This window comes from Pseudomonas sp. ESBL9 (assembly GCF_036668715.1).
Taxonomy (GTDB): domain Bacteria; phylum Pseudomonadota; class Gammaproteobacteria; order Pseudomonadales; family Pseudomonadaceae; genus Aquipseudomonas; species Aquipseudomonas lundensis.
Map to the genome: position 1 here is coordinate 385,714 of NZ_JAZEVV010000003.1, position 18,693 is coordinate 404,406.

An 18,693-nucleotide genomic window follows, 5' to 3' on the forward strand; every position below is an offset into this window, starting at 1 on the left:
GGAGTAATGGCATGTCGGGTTCCATCTTGTATATCCACGGTTTCAACAGCGCGCCCGAGTCCAAAAAGGCTTCGCAATTGACGTCGGTGATGCAGCAAATGGGTCTTGGTGAGCAACTGCGTGTGCCAGCCCTGCACCATCACCCGCGACAGGCGATCGCACAGCTTGAGGCCGCCATTGGCGAGCTGGGCAGCCCGCTGCTGGTGGGCAGCTCCCTCGGCGGCTACTATGCGACCTGGCTTGCCGAGCGCCACGGCCTCAAAGCCTTGCTGGTCAACCCGGCCGTCAGCCCGCACCGCATGTTTGACGGTTATCTGGGCACCCAGACCAACCTGTACAGCGGCGAGACCTGGGAGCTGACCCACGATCACGTGAACGCCCTGGCCGAGCTTGAAGTCCCGGCGCCCCGCGATCCGCAGCGCATTCAAGTGTGGCTGCAGACCGCCGATGAAACCCTCGACTACCGCTACGCTGAAACGTACTACGCAGCGTGTGCCTTGCGCATTCAGGCCGGGGGCGATCACAGTTATCAAGGTTTTGCCCGGCAACTGCCCGCGCTGCTGAGCTTTGCCGGAGTAGCAGCAGAACAGTACCAGGCCATCGACTTCGCGGCCCTGTGAGGCACCGGCGAATGGCCTTTATTTTCTTTATTTACGACTGACGACGAGACCCTATGGCCACTCCCAGCGCTAGCTCTTATAACGCCGACGCCATCGAAGTCCTCTCGGGCCTCGACCCGGTGCGCAAACGCCCCGGCATGTACACCGACACCAGTCGGCCCAACCACCTGGCTCAGGAAGTCATCGACAACAGTGTCGACGAAGCCCTGGCCGGTCACGCCAAATCGGTCAACGTCATCCTGCACGCCGACCACTCGCTGGAAGTCAGCGATGACGGGCGCGGCATGCCAGTGGACATTCACCCCGAAGAAGGCGTGTCGGGCGTCGAGCTGATCCTCACCAAGCTCCACGCGGGCGGTAAGTTTTCGAACAAGAACTACCAGTTCTCCGGCGGCCTGCACGGCGTGGGGATCTCGGTGGTTAACGCCTTGTCGACCCAGGTCCGGGTCAAGGTCAAGCGTGATGGCAACGAGTACCAGATGACCTTCGCCGATGGCTACAAAGCCACCGACCTGGAAATCATCGGCACCGTCGGCAAGCGCAATACCGGCACCAGCGTCTACTTTGCGCCGGACCCGAAATACTTCGACTCCCCCAAATTCTCGGTCAGCCGCCTCAAGCACGTCCTCAAGGCCAAGGCCGTGTTGTGTCCCGGTCTGCTGGTCACGTTTGAGGACAAAAACACCGGCGAAAAAGTCGAGTGGCATTACGAAGACGGCTTGCGTTCGTACCTGGTGGACGCTGTCAGTGAATTCGAGCGCCTGCCCGACGAGCCGTTCTGCGGCACCCTGGCGGGCAATAAAGAAGCCGTTGACTGGGCGCTGCTGTGGCTGCCCGAAGGCGGCGACAGTGTTCAGGAAAGCTACGTCAACCTGATTCCGACGGCGCAGGGCGGCACCCACGTCAACGGTTTGCGTCAGGGCCTGCTCGATGCGATGCGTGAATTCTGTGAATTCCGCAGCCTGCTGCCGCGTGGCGTGAAACTGGCCCCGGAAGACGTGTGGGAGCGCATTGCGTTCGTGCTGTCGATGAAAATGCAGGAGCCGCAATTCTCCGGCCAGACCAAAGAGCGCCTGTCGTCCCGCGAAGCGGCCGCGTTTGTCTCAGGTGTGGTCAAAGACGCGTTCAGCCTGTGGCTCAACGCGCACCCTGAACTGGGCATGCAATTGGCTGAGCTGGCGATCAACAACGCCGGTCGCCGCCTCAAGGCCAGTAAAAAAGTCGAGCGCAAGCGCATCACCCAGGGGCCGGCGTTGCCGGGCAAACTGGCTGACTGTGCGGGCCAGGACCCGATGCGCGCCGAGCTGTTTCTGGTGGAAGGCGATTCCGCTGGCGGTTCCGCCAAGCAAGCGCGGGACAAAGAGTTTCAGGCGATCCTGCCGTTGCGCGGCAAGATCCTCAATACGTGGGAAGTCGATGGCAGCGAAGTGCTGGCCAGCCAGGAAGTGCACAACATTGCCGTGGCCATCGGTGTGGACCCGGGCGCGGCCGACATGAGCCAGCTGCGCTACGGCAAAATCTGCATCCTTGCCGACGCCGACTCTGACGGTCTGCACATCGCGACGTTGCTCTGCGCTTTGTTTGTGCAGCACTTCCGGCCGCTGGTGGACGCCGGTCACGTGTACGTGGCCATGCCGCCGTTGTACCGCATCGACCTGGGTAAAGAGATTTTCTACGCCCTCGACGAGGCTGAGCGTGATGGCATTCTTGACCGTCTGGTGGCCGAGAAAAAACGCGGCAAGCCGCAGGTCACGCGATTCAAGGGTTTGGGTGAAATGAACCCGCCGCAACTGCGTGAAACCACCATGGACCCGAACACGCGTCGCCTGGTGCAGCTCACGCTGGAAGATTTCGCCGCGACCTCCGAAATGATGGACATGCTGCTGGCGAAAAAACGGGCGGGCGACCGTAAGACCTGGCTGGAATCCAAAGGCAATCTGGCGCAGGTGCTGGCCTGATGCGCAGAGCCTTGTTGGCGCTGCAGGTGCTGGCGACCCCGGTAATGGCCGAAACATGGCCAGCACTGGTGTTGCAGTCTGAGCACCCGGTGGAAGGCATGCGCGGCGGCAATCTGTCGGGGCTGGCGGTGTGCCAGGGTGAAATGTGGGCTGTGTCTGACCGCGATGATGATCAGATTTACCGGCTCGATACCCGTTATCCCGAGTGGCTGGCTGAAGCCGTGAGCCTCCACTTACCCCAGCCGCCGAAGACCGGTTTGCCGTGGGGCGTGCGCATGATGGGCAAAGCCATCAGCCCGCTGCGCGGTGGCGATCTGGATTTTGAAGGCATCACCTGCGACGCGGCGGGCAATCGTTACGTGGTCAGTGAATCCCATGCCGGTGTGGTGCTGATCGCGCCGCAGGGCAACGCCTCCTGGCTGAAAATCGACGCCGGTCTGGTGCGTCAGGCGCGGGCCAGCGGCATGCTGCTGCATTTCAATGCCTTGTTTGAAGGCATTGCGATCAACCCGCAAGGCAATCAGATCTGGCTGGCGGCAGAGCGCGAGCGCCGTGGCTTGCTGACCCTGCACAAAAAACAAAGCGTGTGGGCCTGTGAAGACAGCTGCGTGATCATGAGTGAAGCGGGGCCGCAACAGCCGCCACCGCAACTTAAAGCCAAATCGCAGGCCAAGGATTTCGCAGATCTGGCGGTGTTCGAAGGCAAGTTGTTCACCCTCGAACGCATGGCCTATCGCGTGTGCCGCCGAACGCCTGCCACCGGGCACGTGGAGCGCTGCTGGTCGTTCGCCAATGACGCACTGACCGCCGCGCGCCGCTACGCCTCGGCCTACGGCAATGCCGAAGCCTTGAGCGTCGACGCTCAAGGGGCCTGGATCGGTGTCGACAATGGCAACCACGTGCGTGCCGATGGCGAGGCGCGTCCGGTGGTCTACCGCTTTGCGGCGCCGCCCGGTGGTTGGGGCGCCCGGTCATGAGCCAGCAGCCACCGGGCAAACGGGCCGGTCGTGTCTTCATGATCGTGGCCTGGTGTGCGGGCCTGTACCTGGCGACCCAGTTTTTCGGGCGCTGGGAGCAGCGTCAGGAGAACCCCAACCGCGACGTGGTTTCGGAACAGGGCGAAGGCTTCATCGACGTCAAGCTGCAAGCCAACGTGCAGGGGCACTTCGTCGCCAGCGGCCGTATCAACAACGTGCCGGTGGAATTTTTACTGGATACCGGGGCCACCGACGTGGCGGTCCCGCTGGATTTGGCCCGGCAACTGGCATTGCCCAAGGGCGTGCCCGTGACCCTCAATACCGCCAACGGGCAGGCGCAGGGCTATCGCACGCACATCGACCGCCTGCAACTGGGTGCCATTGTGTTGCGCAACGTGCGCGCAGTGGCTGCGCCGGGGCTGGACGGCGAACAGGTGTTGCTGGGCATGAGCGCTTTGAAAAAACTTGAATTCACCCAGCGCGGCGGCACCATGCTGCTGCGCCAGACAACGAACTGAATGAGGTCCGCATGAGCGACTCCCTTGATCTCAGCCTGGACGGCGTAGAACGCCGGTCACTGGCCGACTTCACCGAACAGGCCTACCTCAACTACTCCATGTACGTGATCATGGACCGGGCCTTGCCGCACATCGGCGACGGCCTCAAGCCTGTACAGCGGCGTATCGTCTACGCCATGAGCGAGTTGGGGCTGGACGCAGACGCCAAGCACAAGAAATCGGCGCGTACCGTCGGTGACGTGCTCGGCAAGTTTCACCCCCACGGCGATTCGGCCTGTTACGAAGCCATGGTGCTGATGGCGCAGCCGTTCAGCTACCGCTACACACTGGTTGACGGTCAGGGCAACTGGGGTGCGCCGGACGATCCCAAGTCGTTCGCCGCCATGCGTTACACCGAGGCGCGCTTGTCGCGTTACTCTGAAGTCCTGCTCAGCGAACTGGGTCAGGGCACGGCGGACTGGGTACCCAACTTCGACGGCACGCTGGACGAACCGGCTGTGTTGCCTGCACGTTTGCCGAATATCCTGCTCAATGGCACCACCGGTATTGCCGTGGGCATGGCCACGGATGTACCGCCGCACAACCTGCGAGAAGTCGCCACCGCTTGCGTGCGTTTGCTCGATGAGCCCAAGGCCACGGTTGAGCAACTGTGCGAACACATTCAAGGCCCGGACTACCCTACCGAAGCTGAAATCATCACCCCGCGCGCCGACCTGCTGAAGATCTATCAGACCGGTCGTGGCTCGGTGCGCATGCGCGCGGTGTATCACGTGGAAGACGGCGATATCGTCGTCACCGCCTTGCCGCATCAGGTCTCGGGCGCCAAGGTGCTGGAGCAAATTGCCGCATTGATGCAGGCCAAGCCGACCAAGCTGGCGATGGTGACTGATCTGCGTGACGAATCGGACCACGAAAACCCGTGCCGCATCGTCATCATTCCCCGCAATAACAAGGTCGACCTCGACGAACTGATGCAGCACCTGTTCGCCGTGACGGATCTGGAGTCCACGTTCCGCGTCAACATCAACATCATTGGCCTGGACGGCAAGCCGCAGTTGAAAAACCTGCGGGCGCTGCTGGTGGAATGGCTGGAATTCCGTATCAACACCGTGCGTCGGCGCTTGCAGTTCCGCCTCGATAAAGTCGAGCGTCGCCTGCACCTGTTGGACGGTTTGCTGACGGCTTACCTGAACCTCGATGAAGTGATTCACATCATCCGCACCGAGGAGCACCCCAAGGCTGAATTGATTGCACGGTTTGCCCTGACCGAAACACAGGCCGACTACATCCTCGACACGCGCTTGCGCCAGTTGGCGCGTCTCGAAGAGATGAAGCTGCGTGACGAACAGGATGCCCTGCGTAAAGAACAGGCCAAGTTGCAAGCCCTGCTCGGCAGCGAAGCCAAGCTGAAAAAACTGGTGCGCAGCGAATTGCTGGAAGATGCCAAAACCTACGGCGATGACCGTCGTTCGCCTATCGTGGCCCGTGCAGAAGCCAAGGCTCTGTCGGAAAACGAGCTTGTCCCGACTGAGCCTGTGACCGTTGTGCTGTCTGAAAAGGGCTGGGTCCGGTGCGGTAAAGGCCATGACCTCGATGCCACCGGGCTCTCCTATAAAGCGGGTGACGGCTACAAAACCGCGGCGGCGGGGCGTTCCAACCAGTTTGCGGTGTTCATCGACTCCACCGGGCGCAGTTATTCGGTGGCGGCGCACACCTTGCCCTCGGCCCGTGGTCAGGGCGAACCGTTGACCGGTCGCCTGACGCCGCCACCGGGTGCCAGTTTTGAATGCGTGCTGTTGCCTGAAGACGACGCGCTGTTCGTCATTGCCTCCGACGCGGGTTATGGCTTTGTGGTCAAGGGTGAAGACCTGCAAGCCAAGAACAAGGCGGGTAAAGCCTTGCTCAGCCTGCCCAAGGGCGCCAAGGTCATGCAGCCGCGCCCGGTCACCGACCGCGAGCATAACTGGCTGGCGGCGGTAACCACGGAAGGGCGTTTGCTGATCTTCAAGGTCAGCGACTTGCCGCAGCTGGGCAAAGGTAAAGGCAACAAGATCATCGGTATACCCGGCGATCGCGTGGCCAGTCGCGAAGAATACGTGACCGATATTGCCGTGTTACCCGACAACGCCACGCTGGTGTTGCAGGCTGGCAAACGCAACCTGTCGCTCAAGCCTGATGACCTCGAACATTACAAAGGCGAACGCGGACGTCGAGGCAACAAATTGCCCCGTGGTTTCCAGCGCGTGGACGCGATGTTGGTAGAAACGCCCAATTAAGCCGGTTTAGAGCGCCCGATCTGCGTTTTTTCACGTAGATCGGCTCTGCGGCGCTGGAGTCGGGCTGGATATTCGCGGATGATATGGCGCACTTGCGGCACCGCCCCTTGGCGCTGTGGCCAGCGACTTTTTCGAGAATCACACTGTGGCGCGCCCGATGGCTGCCACCTGGATGGAATGATGAACGTTCTGCGCCTTCCTTTAATTGCGTTGCTGACCGGTGTGCTCGGTCTGGCGGGGTGCTCCACGCATCAGCCAGCGGCCTTGTACCAACTGGACAGCGGCACCCCCGGCCAGCCCGCGCAAAGCGCCGGCATGGCCGTGGTACTCGGCCCGGTCACCGTGGCTGACTACCTGCAACGTGAAACCCTGCTGCAACGTCAAACCGACGGCAGCCTGAGCGCGGCCACCGATGGTCGTTGGGCAGGTAGCCTGTCGGCGGATATCGATCAACTGCTGCTTCGCCAACTGGCCTGGCGTCTGGACAGCCAGCGCGTGGTATTGGCCCCGGCCCCTGCGGGCTTCGCCCCGGACGTGCAAGTGCTGTTGTCGATTACGCGTCTGGACTCTGGCAAAAATCAGCCGGCCATCCTTGATGCGCAATGGCGTCTGATTGACCGTCGCGGTCAGGTGCGTGATAACCGCATGGTGCATCTGGAAAAACAGCACGATGGCACCACGGCCTCTCAGGTCAAGGCTCAAGGCGAGTTGTTGCAACAGATGAGTCAGCAATTGGCGGTGGCCCTTAAACCGTTGGCCAACCAGCCGCCGTTGGTGGAGTCCCGCAAGCCGGAGCCAAAGCCGGCCCGCAAAGGAGAATCAGACAAGCCCCGCATTCCGATGGCTTCACCGATTCGCACCGACATGGAAGTGTTTCGCTTCTGAGTCAGTGACCACTACAAAAAAATCCCGCATCTGAGCGGGATTTTTTTTGCAGGTCAAAAGCGCCTCACCCCAGCCCTCACCCGGATGGAGAGGGTGAGTGCGTTTGTGGATTTACCCGCGCTTCTCGTGCATGCGCGCCAATTGGCGTTCAAGCATCGACGGGTACGGTTCCATCAAGCGCTCTACACAGCACGCCCCTTCAGGGCTGGCAATCGGGCGGATGCGGGCGCGCTGGCGAATCAGCGCATCGTCGCTGATCTTGCGCTCAACCAGCAGCAAGTTGCGGCTGTGTTGTGACAGCGCCAGCGCGTCTTGCGCGGTTTCAGTCAGCAGCAAGTCGATCTGGCTCATGCCCGTCAGGCCTTCGCCCACCACCAGCCCCAATTGCAGCTGCAAGGTGATGCCACTGTCTGCCACTTCGATTTGCAAGGCGTGACCCAGTGCGCGCAACAGCTCACCGCAGCAAATGGCGTTGGTCAGGTAGTCGTCGCCGCTGTCTTCGCTGTGGAACAGCATCAGCGTGCTGCCATCGTTGAGCGTGTGCAGCTCGCTGTCATACAGCGAGGCGGCTTGCTCCAGGCAGTCGCGATAACGTTCCAGTAATTCGGTCAGGCGGGCGCGGGGCAGGCGACGCAGTTGATCCTGCGCACCCAGTTGCACGGCCAGCACAGCGCTCGGCTGTGGTGTGGAGGGTGCGGTCGGCTGCGGCTTGGCCAGGGTCGCCGGGGCGGCACTGCCCGTGTCGCGCAGCTCGGCAAAAGGGTCTTCGTCGCTGTCGTCTTCTTCAGCATGAACCACGTGCCGCGGGGCCGCTTTGGGGGCTGGCGCAGCAGGCGCTTCGTCAAAGTCCGGGTCGCGCAGGTTGCGCACTTCGAACGAGGGCTCTGGCTCGTCGTCTTCGTAGTCGCTGTCGTCGTAATCGGGCTCAGGTTCGGGCTCGGGCTCGGGCTCGGGCGCAGGCGGTGCCAGGCGAGTGTGAAGCTGGCGCGCCAGATCACCGATTTCATCCTGGCGGTTGATCGCCGGGGTGTAGGGATCAGGCTCGCGCAGCCACACACGCAATTGCAACAACGGGGTGGAAATGTGACGCCCCAGACGCAGGCTCAAGGCCAGTGCCAGCGCCAGCAAAATTGCGCTGAGGATGCCCATGCTTTGCAGGCTGATGGTCATCGGTTGCTGGAACTGGTTCATGTCGAGGCTGATGCGCAGATGCCCGGCGGTCACGTCCTGGAACGTGATCTTGGTCTGGTACATGCCTTCGGCTTCGCCCAGCAGGCCGTTTTTCGGTCGTTCACCGGCTTCTGCGAGGATGCGGTTGTCAACGCTATAAATAGCCGCGTGCGCCACCAACGGGTTTTTCGTCAGGTTATTGAGCAGCACGTTGAGGCTGAGGATGTCATTGGACACCAGCAGCTCGGTGGCAGACGTCGCGGTTTGCGTGGTCAGGCTCTGACCCAGTGCGTCGGCCTGATCATGCATGGCCTGCTTGAATTGCAGGCCCATGACCACGGCGTAAATCACCAGCGCCAGGGCGACCAGAATCACGTTATGGCTGGCAATACGCAGAGCCAGCGGAATGCGGCGATCGCGCAGGGCCCGGAAGATCAGCAGGAAGAAGTTATCGGTTTTGACAGGCGATGGCCGGTTCACTGAGCGCGGCTCTTAGTCCGTTAAATTGGTGCGCAGTATAGCGAGCGGCCCACAGGCGGCAAAGCCTTGGCGATGCCCGATGGTCACTGAAAGTGGGTAGAATGCGTTTTTTTTAGCGAATGGGGGTGTGCCTTGCGCGAAATCGTCTTGATAAACATCACGGGTGAAGACCGTCCGGGTCTCACTGCGGCCATCACTGGGGTGCTGGCCAACAATGGTGTGAACATGCTCGACATCGGCCAGGCCGTCATTCATGGCGTTTTGTCGTTGGGGTATCTGGTTGAAATCGAGCAAGCCGATCAAGTGTCGGCCGTGCTCAAAGACCTGCAACCCCTGATTGCCAATGAAGGGCTGCAACTGCGTTTTGACCCCATTAGCGAAGCGCATTACCAGCGTTGGGTGAACGAACAAAGCCAGAAGCGTCACGTGGTGACATTGATGAGCCGTCAGGTCACCGCCCAGGAGCTGTTACGCGTGACGTCGGTGATCAGCCAGCACGGTTTGAACATTGAACAGACCGATCGCCTGTCCGGCCGCGTGCCGCTGGATGCGCCGACGCGTCTGAGCAAGAGCTGCATCGAGCTGCGCGTCACGGGCGAAGTGGCTGACCTTGATGCCTTGCGTGCCGAGTTCTTCGAGTTGTCGCAGGCGCTCAACGTCGACATCGCGCTGCAGGAAGACACCCTTTTCCGTCGTAATCGCCGTCTGGCTGTTTTCGACATGGACTCGACCCTGATTGAAGCCGAAGTCATCGACGAACTGGCCAAAGCCGCGGGTGTGGGCGATCAAGTGGCGCAAATCACCGAACGTGCCATGGCGGGTGAGCTGGACTTCAAGGCCAGTTTCAAAGAGCGCTTGGCCTTGCTCAAGGGGTTGGACGTCGGTGTGCTGGACGCCATCGGCGCATCGCTGCGTTTGACCGAAGGCGCAGAAGTGCTGTTCGCTGAACTCAAGCGTCTGGGCTACAAAACCGCGATTCTGTCCGGCGGTTTCACCTATTTCGCCAAGCAGTTGCAGGCCAAGCTGGGCATCGACTACGTGTTCGCCAATGAGCTGGAAGTGGTGGACGGCAAAGTGACCGGCGTGGCAGTCGAGCCGATCGTTGATGCGCAGCGCAAAGCAGACTTGCTGCGCGAACTGGCGCAAAAGGAAGGTTTGAGCCTGGAGCAGACCATTGCGGTCGGGGACGGCGCCAACGATCTGGCCATGCTGGCCATCGCGGGTCTTGGGGTCGCGTTCCGTGCCAAGCCGCTGGTGAAGAAGTCGGCCAAGCACGCGATTTCAACGCTGGGCCTGGATGGCGTGCTGTATCTGTTAGGTCAGCGCGACCGCAACAGCCAGGGTTAATCCGCCACTGTCGTCGCTGCCGCACCCTGCGGCAGCGATGCCAGGATTTACTCGCCGATCTTCTGGCCCATCATCACCGGCGAACCCGCCGCCAGCTCTTGCGCCCATTTCACCTGTTCTGGCCCGAACAGCACGATTGCGGTCGAACCCAGTTTGAAGCGGCCCAGCTCGGCGCCTTTTTCCAGATGGATCGGCGCACGCGCCGCTTCGTCATAGCGAAAGGTTTTCAGCTCGCGTTTGGGCGGCGTGACCAACCCTGCGAACACCGTTTCAATCGAAGCCACGATCATCGCGCCCACCAGCACCACGGCCATCGGGCCGCGTTCGGTGTCGAAAATGCACACGGCGCGTTCGTTGCGGGCGAACAGTTCCGGCACGTTTTCAGCCGTGGTCTGGTTGACCGAAAACAGGCGGCCCGGCACGTAGATCATTTCACGCAACGTACCGGCCAGCGGCATGTGCACGCGGTGGTAATCCTTGGGCGACAGGTAAATGGTGGCGAACTCACCGCCCATGAACGGCGAGGCCACGGCCGGATCGCCGCCCACCAGCTCCAGCACGCTGTAGCTGTGGCCTTTGGCCTGAAACACGCGACCGTGTTCAATCGCGCCCAGTTGGCTGACCGCCCCGTCGGCCGGGCTCAAAATGGCGCCTGGCGTCTGGTCCAGCGGGCGTGCGCCGTCTTTCAGGGCGCGGGTGAAGAATGCATTGAAGTGCTCGTAAGCGGTGATGTCTTCAACCAGGGCCTGAGACATGTCCACCTGATAACGCTTGGCGAACCAGGTGGTGAAGGCATTTTTGAACCAGCGCACGCGGCACTCGGCAACGCAGCCGGCCAGGCGCGACAGCAGGTGATGCGGCAACAGGTACTGACTGAGGAGAAACAAACGCTTTTTCATGACGGGTCCTTAATGTTTGGCAGGCAGTTCGACGGGGGTGTCGGGGTGGTTGCCCCATTCGCCCCAGGAGCCTGCGTAGCCTTTGACGCGCGGGTAACCGAGCGCCTTGGCCACCAGATACGTAAAGCCAGAACGATGGTGAGTCTGGCAGTGGGTAATCACTTCTTTGTCGGGCGTAATGTCCAGATCCTCAAGGATCTGCGCCATGTCCGTGCGGATGCGCAGGCTGCGGGCTTTATCCATGCCTGCGGTCCATTCAAAATTTTTCGCGCCGGGGATATGACCCCCTTTGGCCGCCAGCACTTTTTCGCCGCTGTACTCAGCCGGGCTGCGAGCGTCCCAAATCGCCAGATCGGCAGCGCCCAACCGGCTTTGCAGGTATTCGCGGGTGGCAGTGGGTTCGTCGTGCAGGGTCAGCGTGACCGGTGCGTTTTTAGGCGTCGGAACCTCGGTTGATTGGCGCAGGCCATCGGCGATCCATGCGTGAATACCGCCGTCTACATAGTGATACGCCTTGTGCCCGATCACATCCAGCAGCCAGATAAAGCGTCCCGCCCAACCGCCGCCTTCATCGTCATACACCACGTAGACCGCGTCAGGGTTGTGCCCCAATTCGCTGAACAGTTTTTCGAGCGCGGCTTGCGCGGGCAATAAGCCCGGAGCAGGCGGCAGGCCGAGTTGGGTGCGCTTGGGATCAACGAAGCGCGCGCCTGGCACGTGGCCTTGGGCGTAGCGTGCCTCGCTGGTCAGGTCGACAATAATCAGGTTCGCTGCGTCGAGCCGATCATGCAGGTCTTTGGGCTCAATCACCAACGGCAAGCCAGAGAAGTCAGGCATGTGAGGTCTCCAGGGCGAAAAGGGGGCGAATTGTAGCGCAAGCGTCAACGTCCGCGCGTGGTAAAGCTGTTGAGCGCTTTTTCGATGCATTGCACGGTTTTGCCGAAAGCCTGCACGGTGGTCTCAGAAAACGGTCCGCCGCCCTGATCGGCCAGCACCAGCATCACCACGCGGCCGTTGTTGCTGATCGAGCGTAACAGCAGGTGTTCGCCGGGAAACAGGCTACGCAAACTTTTTGGCAGGACCGCTGTGATCTGCGCATTGTTTTCGGGTGTCAGGCGAAATTGCGCCGGTTGCGTCATCAAGCGTTGCAGGACAGCGCTCTGGTTAATTTGCAGGCTCAAGTCGAAGGCTGCCTTGGGCAATCCGGCAATCTGATGCACGCTCAGGCTGGTCGACGTTTTATCGGCCATCAACAGCAGCACCCGGCGCATGCCGCAGGCCACCAACGCATCGCGGGCGCAGGTGGTCAGGTGCATCGAATTGGTGAACGAACTCGGTTCGGCCAGCAGTTGCCCGCATTGCTTGCGCCACACCACCAGCGATTCGGCCGACGGCGGCGGGGCAGGCAATAAGCCTCGGTGCATGCGACGCACGCCCCACGGCCACAACAGGGATTGAGCCGGGTGCCAGAGGTCGGGCATCGAGTGATAGCGCGCGCTGCTGGCCGCGTTCTGGTGAACCAGTTGTTGCAGTTCTTCCAGCGGCATTTGCATGTACAGGCTGGTCAGGTATTGCCAGCGCAAGTTGTGAGGCGTGTCCCAGGCCTGCTGGGCCGACAGGGCCAGGCCATTGGCCAGCAATACAGTGTTCGACGGCTGATTCAACCAGCGGCGCAGTGCCGGGTCAGCGTCCAGACGTTGCTGCTGACGCAAACGATGATGATTGTCGCGGGCGATATGCAACACCCTGACCAGCGTGCGCTGTTCGTCGGTGATGACGGCGTAACCTTGCAGCACCCATTCGGGCAGTCGCCACAATTGCGCCAGCGCGCGGCATATTTCAAACAGGCGCACGCCGAACAGTGTGAGTTCAACTTTGCTTGCGCATTCACCTTTGTGAATCACCCGCAGTTCCCACTCTTCGAGCTGTTCGGGGTGAGTGAGTGCCATGGCCCACAGCGGCGACAGAAACAGCAGGCTGCCCCAATAGATTTCTTGCCACAGGCGCGCCAGGCGATTGCCAAACAGGCCGCTGGCTTGTTGCGCAGCGTGCTGGCTAATCAGTTGAATCTGGCGAAAAGCCTGCGGGATTTCTTCCCACGGCAACGCGGGCAGGCGTTCAAGCAGTTCTTGTGTGCGGGCCAGCCCCAGGCGGTTGATCGCCACTTCCAGGCTCTCGGCCGGCTCGCTCAAACTGCCGTGTGTGTGGTGGTTGGCGTCGCGGATCAAGCTCAGTGCCAATGCAGGACTGTCCTGCATCAGCTCGGCAATGTCGCGTAACGAGCGGCGATTGTCGTTGATTGCCTTGCAGACGCGCTCGTGGCTGTCTTGCGGGATGGGCAGGCGAACAGCGTCAAGCTGCTTGACCCACGCATCGAGGGTATTGGGGATTGGAGTCGCGTTGCCGGTTTCATTAGCCATGATGGGAGAGTGGTCATCATCCATTGTTTACACGCCCGGAGTGGGCCCAACTGGCTTTTCGCCTTTATGGCCTATAGTCTGGCGCAGTTTTGCCGATAAGTAGAAGAAGAGTTTTTTAACTCTCGAATATGACCTTGAACCCGACGCAGAAGTACCTGAATTCCTATGGCTAAAATTATCGGCATCATTGTCGTGTTCGCGAGCGTGCTCGGCGGATACGTGCTTTCCCACGGCAAGATCGGGGCGCTGATTCAGCCGTTCGAGGTCTTGATTATCGGCGGGGCGGCGTTTGGTGCGTTCCTGCAGGCGAACCCCGGCTACATGACCATGCACGTGATCAAAAAATCGCTCGGCATGTTCGGTTCGCGCTTCACCCACACGTTCTACCTGGAAGTGCTGGGGCTGGTTTACGAGATCCTCAACAAAAGCCGTCGCGAAGGCATGATGGCCATCGAAGGCGACATTGAAGACGCCGCGGCCAGCCCGATCTTCGCCAAATACCCTTCCGTGCTCAAAGATGACCGCATGACCGCGTTTGTTTGCGATTACTTGCGCATCATGTCGTCGGGCAACATGGCGCCCCACGAACTCGAAGGCTTGTTTGACATGGAGCTGTTCAGCCTCAAAGAAGAGCTTGAGCACCCGTACCACGCCGTGACCGGGATTGCTGATGGCATGCCGGGCTTCGGTATTGTGGCTGCGGTACTGGGTATCGTGGTGACCATGGCTTCGCTGGGCGACGGCGATCAGGCGATGATCGGCGTGCACGTGGGTGCGGCGCTGGTCGGTACGTTCTTCGGTATTTTGGCGGCCTACGGTTTCTTCGGCCCGCTGGCGACCTCGCTCTCCCACGATGCGAAAGAAGAACTCAACGTGTACGAATCCATCAAGGCGTCGCTGGTCGCTTCGGCCTCGGGCATGCCGCCGTCGCTGGCGGTCGAGTTCGGTCGTAAAGTGCTGTATCCCAAGCACCGTCCGAGCTTTGCCGAGCTGGAACAAGTAGTCCGCGGTCGCTGATCCATGGAAAACAATCAGCCAATCATCATTAAGCGCGTCAAGCGCTTCGCGGCGGGCCACCACGGTGGCGCCTGGAAAATTGCGTTCGCTGACTTCGCTACGGCGATGATGGCGTTCTTCCTGGTGCTGTGGCTGATGTCCACGGCCACCCCGGAACAGAAAATCGCCATTGCCGGTTACTTCAAAGACCCGATCGGGTTCACCGAAACCGGCACGCCGTACATCATCGACTTGGGGGGCACGCCGACCCTGGCGCCGGACACCACCCTCAATCCTGAAGAAAAAATGCAGCCCCAGCCCGACAAGATCACGGTCGACACCGATCAGGTCGAAGGCATGGCCGAGCAGGTCGAGAAAGAACGGCTTGAACTGCTGCTTCAGGAGTTGCAGAACAAGGTCGAAGAAAATCCGCAATTGCGCAAATTCAAAGACCAGCTGTTGTTCGAAATCACGCCTGACGGCCTGCGCATCCAGATCATGGACGCGGAAAACCGTCCGATGTTTGACGTCGGCAGTGCGCGCCTCAAGCCTTACTTCGAAGACATATTGCTGGCCATGGCGGACACCATCAAAGCCGTGCCGAACAAAGTCAGCATCAGCGGGCACACCGATGCCACGCCGTATGCCAGCGATGCGGAGTTTGGTAACTGGGAATTGTCGGCCAACCGCGCAAACGCAGCGCGCCGGGCATTGATCGCGGGCAGTTATCCCCAGGACCAGGTCGCGCGGATTGTGGGTTACGCCTCGTCGGTGCTGTTCGACAAGGTCAACCCGCTGAACCCGATTAACCGCCGCATCGACATCGTGGTGTTGACGAAGAAAGCGCAGCAGGCGATTGAGGGTGAGCAGGGCGCCGAGATGGCCACGCCGCAGGCGCCGACCACCCCGATTGACCCGATCACCCTGCCGGCTGACCAAGTGCCACCCGCCATGCATGAAGAACGGGAAAAACTGAACCTGTTTGATGACAAGGCGCCAGCAACACCGAAGCCTTGATGCCGCATGCCTTCACCCTCGCTCAGAGGGTGAAGGCACCGTTCAGTAACTCGACTCAGGCAGGCTGGCGATAATCGAGCGGTAGCTGTTCATGCGTTGTTGCTGCACGCGGCCATCTTCCAGCGCCATCAGCAAGGCACAGCCCGGCTCGCGGTCGTGCTTGCAGTCGCGGAAACGGCAACGGCCGATCAAATCGTGGAACTCGATAAACCCGGCTTCCACATCCGCCCGGCTCACGTGGCCCAGACCAAACTCGCGAATACCAGGGGAGTCGATCAGCTCGCCGCCACCCGGGAAGTGGAACAGCCGCGCCGTGGTCGTGGTGTGCGTGCCCTGACCGGAAATTTCGGACAGTGGTCCGACCCGCAGGTTGACCTCGGGCAGCAAGCTGTTGACCAGCGACGACTTGCCCACGCCCGACTGACCCACAAACACACTGATGTGCCCGTCCAGCTTGGCTTGCAACTGCTGCATGCCGTCGCCGTGATGTGCGGACACTTCCAGCACCGGATAACCCAACTGACGATAAACCCCCAACAGCGCATTCAGCGCAGGGGCGTTTTGCTCGTCAATCAGGTCGGCTTTGTTGAGCAACAGCAACGGACGAATCCCCGCATGCTCGGCGGCGACCAGATAACGGTCGATCAAGTTGGCGTGTGGCTCGGGCATCGGCGCGAACACAATCACGATCATGTCGACGTTGGCGGCAACCGGCTTGAGCTGGCCACGGCTGTCCGGGCGGCACAGTTCGGTTTTGCGGGGCAACTGGGCGACGATCACGCCAATCCCTTGGTTGCCCGCGCGCCATACGACGGTGTCACCGGTCACCAGGGCTGGCAGGTTGGCACGCAAGTGACAGCGGAACATCTGGCCTTTGAGCTCGCCTTCCTGGGCCTCGACCTCGACCTGCACACCGAAGTGCGCGATCACCAGCCCGAGTTGCTCGGGGCCCAGATCGCCCCCTTCAAGCGCTTCGACGGCACTGGATTCGCGTTTGGCGGCGCGGGCAGCGCGCTCGCCCTGGATCTTTTCGATGCGCCAGTTTTGGCGACGGTTGAGCTGGCGTTTGGCCATGGGTGTTCCGTGTTGATAAAACGATAAGGAGGGTAAAACGCTGGCGAGTTTAGCACGTGGGCTGCGTGCCTAAGCTAAACTGCGCGACTAAGCCCAGGAGCCTTCTATGCAAAACCCACAGAATTTGATTTGGATTGACCTGGAAATGACCGGTCTGGACCCAGACAACGACGTCATTATCGAAATGGCCACCATCGTCACCGACAGCAACCTCAACACCCTGGCTGAAGGCCCGGTCATCGCCATCCACCACAGCGACGACGTACTGGCGCGCATGGACGAGTGGAACACCCGCACCCACGGCAACAGCGGCCTGACCCAGCGCGTCAAAGACAGCACCACCAGCATGGCCGAGGCCGAGGCACAGACCATTGCCTTCCTCGAACAATGGGTGCCCAAAGGCAAGTCGCCGATCTGTGGCAACAGCATCTGCCAGGACCGACGCTTTCTTTATACCCACATGAAAACCCTGGAAAGCTACTTTCATTACCGCAACCTTGACGTCTCGACGCTCAAGGAACTGGTGGCTCGCTGGGCACCCGAAGTGCGCGACAGCCTGGTGAAAAAAGGCACGCACCTGGCGCTGGACGACATCCGTGAGTCGATTGCCGAGTTGCAGCACTACCGCAAACACTTCATCAAGTTCTGAAGCACGTGCCGGTCGCCGCTACCCCAGGCTGCTAAGGGCGCAGCGGCAACCCGTTTTCAGCGGTGGCGTGGCCTGCCGACAACCTTCACAACAGTCGTGCCCACGCCGCCCCCTTTTGGTGCCCGCGCCAACTGAGTAGACTGCGCGCCTTATTGCAAGGAACGCCGCCATGTTGCTGATGCTCTATTTAGTTGCCATTACTGCCGAAGCCATGACCGGGGCGCTGTCTGCCGGGCGTCGGGGCATGGACTGGTTTGGTGTGGTGCTGATTGCGTGCGTCACGGCGCTCGGTGGCGGCTCGGTGCGCGACATGCTGCTCGGTCACTACCCGCTGACTTGGGTTAAACACCCGGAATACCTGGTCCTGACCACGTTTGCAGCGCTGGTCACGATCTTTATTGCCCCCTTGATGCGTCACCTGCGCTCACTGTTTTTGGTGCTCGATGCGCTGGGGCTGGTGGCTTTCACCCTGATCGGCTGCATGACCGCGCTGGAAATGGGCCAAGGCATGCTGGTCGCATCCGTCAGTGGCGTGATTACCGGTGTGTTTGGCGGCATCCTGCGAGACATCTTCTGTAACGACATCCCATTGATCTTCCGCCGTGAGCTTTACGCCAGCGTTTCATTTGCGGCTGCGTGGTGCTTTCTGCTGTGTACCTACTGGAACATGCCCAACGAGCAGGCGATTTTTGTCACCCTGTTCGGTGGGCTTTTGTTGCGCCTGTTGGCAATCCGCTTTAACTGGGAAATGCCCAAGTTCGTCTACAACGACGCGCACTGAGTCGGCTGTACACCTGCCAACAGCGCGTCGACCACGGCGCGCGCCATCTCCACGTTGTGAATCACGCTCCACAACCGTTCAGCTTCAAAGTGGTTGAGGCGGGAGCTGATGTCGTCGGCGTTCAATTCTGCCCCTTTGAGCAACAGCGAGATCTGCTGCAAGGCTTCCTGAGCCGTGACGCCGGGGTTGATGCTGAATAAAGAGGAGCCGGAATGGGCCGTGGTGTGCAGGGAATGGAGGGGTGGGTCGGGGACGATTGTTTTCATCGATTTGTTCCCACATTCAAGTTGGAAGAGCTGCTGCAGTTTCGCGGTCAATCGAAAGGTGGCAGTTGTGTGCAGGTTGACAGGCCGGGGAGAACAACCAAGACCCGGCGCACCCGAAAGTGCCCCGCACACAATCGCCATGACACGGTGAAATGGCTTGCGATTGCCTTGCTCGTTCTCATGCGGTCTGTCAAAACCGGTCACTGATCTCTGCGTCTTGGCGAGACTATCCGCGCACTTCCAACGCCCAAGGTGGTGCGGACTTTCAAGGAAACATCCCGCAAACGAAAGCGACGATGCAGGTGCAGGCGTTGCAATTTATGTGGGAAACTTTTCTAACTCAACGCTATTTTTTGTAGG

The 18,693-nt window shown here is 60.6% G+C and carries 17 protein-coding genes; 11 read left to right on the plus strand and 6 right to left on the minus strand.

Translation table 11 applies throughout. From position 1 onward, the window contains the following. The first annotated feature begins 11 nt into the window (after nucleotides 1–11). The 6 genes from V6F78_RS11390 to V6F78_RS11415 all read left to right on the plus strand — a co-directional run bounded on the left by V6F78_RS11390 (nucleotide 12) and on the right by V6F78_RS11415 (nucleotide 7,234). Nucleotides 12–620, plus strand: coding sequence for a YqiA/YcfP family alpha/beta fold hydrolase (locus tag V6F78_RS11390; protein WP_047273101.1), 609 nt, complete (start codon nucleotides 12–14; stop codon nucleotides 618–620). Between the two features lie 53 nt (nucleotides 621–673). Continuing rightward, complete coding sequence (gene parE / locus V6F78_RS11395) at nucleotides 674–2,578, plus strand: DNA topoisomerase IV subunit B (protein ID WP_047275061.1); 1,905 nt, start codon at nucleotides 674–676, stop codon at nucleotides 2,576–2,578. Next, nucleotides 2,578–3,555, plus strand: a complete 978-nt coding sequence (locus tag V6F78_RS11400; RefSeq protein ID WP_047273103.1) for an esterase-like activity of phytase family protein — start codon at nucleotides 2,578–2,580, stop codon at nucleotides 3,553–3,555. Before parE ends, V6F78_RS11400 begins: the two co-directional genes overlap by 1 nt. Further along, nucleotides 3,552–4,073, plus strand: coding sequence for a retropepsin-like aspartic protease family protein (locus V6F78_RS11405; protein ID WP_047273104.1), 522 nt, complete (start codon nucleotides 3,552–3,554; stop codon nucleotides 4,071–4,073). The genes V6F78_RS11400 and V6F78_RS11405 overlap by 4 nt, the downstream gene beginning before the upstream one ends. 11 nt (nucleotides 4,074–4,084) lie before the next feature. Then, nucleotides 4,085–6,349: a DNA topoisomerase IV subunit A gene (gene parC, locus V6F78_RS11410; protein ID WP_047273105.1), complete on the plus strand. Its 2,265-nt coding sequence runs from the start codon at nucleotides 4,085–4,087 to the stop codon at nucleotides 6,347–6,349. A gap of 180 nt (nucleotides 6,350–6,529) precedes the next feature. Then, nucleotides 6,530–7,234 (plus strand): PqiC family protein, encoded by a 705-nt coding sequence (locus V6F78_RS11415; RefSeq protein WP_169835834.1) that lies wholly within the window; start codon nucleotides 6,530–6,532, stop codon nucleotides 7,232–7,234. 111 nt (nucleotides 7,235–7,345) lie between these two features. Here the strand turns inward: V6F78_RS11415 and V6F78_RS11420 are convergent, their stop codons facing one another. Continuing rightward, nucleotides 7,346–8,884 (minus strand): AhpA/YtjB family protein, encoded by a 1,539-nt coding sequence (locus V6F78_RS11420; protein WP_332727248.1) that lies wholly within the window; start codon nucleotides 8,882–8,884, stop codon nucleotides 7,346–7,348. 132 nt (nucleotides 8,885–9,016) lie between these two features. On the opposite strand from V6F78_RS11420, the gene serB reads away from it, so the two are divergent. Next, nucleotides 9,017–10,231: a phosphoserine phosphatase SerB gene (gene serB, locus V6F78_RS11425; RefSeq protein ID WP_047291636.1), complete on the plus strand. Its 1,215-nt coding sequence runs from the start codon at nucleotides 9,017–9,019 to the stop codon at nucleotides 10,229–10,231. A gap of 47 nt (nucleotides 10,232–10,278) precedes the next feature. Here the strand turns inward: serB and asd are convergent, their stop codons facing one another. Genes asd through V6F78_RS11440 form a run of 3 tightly spaced genes read right to left on the minus strand, consistent with a single transcriptional unit; the run spans nucleotide 10,279 to nucleotide 13,550 of the window. Continuing rightward, on the minus strand, nucleotides 10,279–11,130 hold the full coding sequence (gene asd, locus V6F78_RS11430; protein WP_094990083.1) for an archaetidylserine decarboxylase: 852 nt from the start codon (nucleotides 11,128–11,130) through the stop codon (nucleotides 10,279–10,281). A gap of 9 nt (nucleotides 11,131–11,139) precedes the next feature. After that, nucleotides 11,140–11,967 carry a rhodanese-like domain-containing protein gene (locus V6F78_RS11435; protein ID WP_094990084.1) on the minus strand — a complete coding sequence of 276 codons (828 nt, stop codon included), beginning with the start codon at nucleotides 11,965–11,967 and terminating at the stop codon, nucleotides 11,140–11,142. A 44-nt stretch (nucleotides 11,968–12,011) separates the two neighbouring features. Then, the gene (locus V6F78_RS11440; RefSeq protein ID WP_047291704.1) at nucleotides 12,012–13,550 is read right to left on the minus strand and encodes an HDOD domain-containing protein; all 1,539 of its coding nucleotides are present in this window, start codon (nucleotides 13,548–13,550) and stop codon (nucleotides 12,012–12,014) included. A 165-nt stretch (nucleotides 13,551–13,715) separates the two neighbouring features. On the opposite strand from V6F78_RS11440, the gene motA reads away from it, so the two are divergent. Next, complete coding sequence (motA, locus tag V6F78_RS11445; protein ID WP_047273111.1) at nucleotides 13,716–14,567, plus strand: flagellar motor stator protein MotA; 852 nt, start codon at nucleotides 13,716–13,718, stop codon at nucleotides 14,565–14,567. A 3-nt stretch (nucleotides 14,568–14,570) separates the two neighbouring features. Continuing rightward, entirely contained in the window at nucleotides 14,571–15,563 is a 993-nt protein-coding gene (gene motB, locus V6F78_RS11450) for a flagellar motor protein MotB (protein ID WP_047275073.1), read from the plus strand. 42 nt (nucleotides 15,564–15,605) lie between these two features. Here motB and rsgA read toward each other — a convergent pair whose 3' ends face one another. Continuing rightward, nucleotides 15,606–16,637 (minus strand): small ribosomal subunit biogenesis GTPase RsgA, encoded by a 1,032-nt coding sequence (rsgA, locus tag V6F78_RS11455; protein ID WP_047273113.1) that lies wholly within the window; start codon nucleotides 16,635–16,637, stop codon nucleotides 15,606–15,608. Nucleotides 16,638–16,743: 106 nt separating this feature from the next. Between rsgA and orn the strand changes: the two genes are divergently transcribed. Both orn and V6F78_RS11465 read left to right on the plus strand, forming a co-directional pair. Continuing rightward, entirely contained in the window at nucleotides 16,744–17,286 is a 543-nt protein-coding gene (gene orn, locus V6F78_RS11460; RefSeq protein ID WP_048377049.1) for an oligoribonuclease, read from the plus strand. A gap of 169 nt (nucleotides 17,287–17,455) precedes the next feature. After that, entirely contained in the window at nucleotides 17,456–18,067 is a 612-nt protein-coding gene (locus tag V6F78_RS11465; protein WP_047273115.1) for a trimeric intracellular cation channel family protein, read from the plus strand. Here the strand turns inward: V6F78_RS11465 and V6F78_RS11470 are convergent. Next, on the minus strand, nucleotides 18,049–18,333 hold the full coding sequence (locus V6F78_RS11470) for a DUF3077 domain-containing protein (protein ID WP_095007730.1): 285 nt from the start codon (nucleotides 18,331–18,333) through the stop codon (nucleotides 18,049–18,051). The genes V6F78_RS11465 and V6F78_RS11470 overlap by 19 nt on opposite strands. Nucleotides 18,334–18,693: the final 360 nt, after the last annotated feature.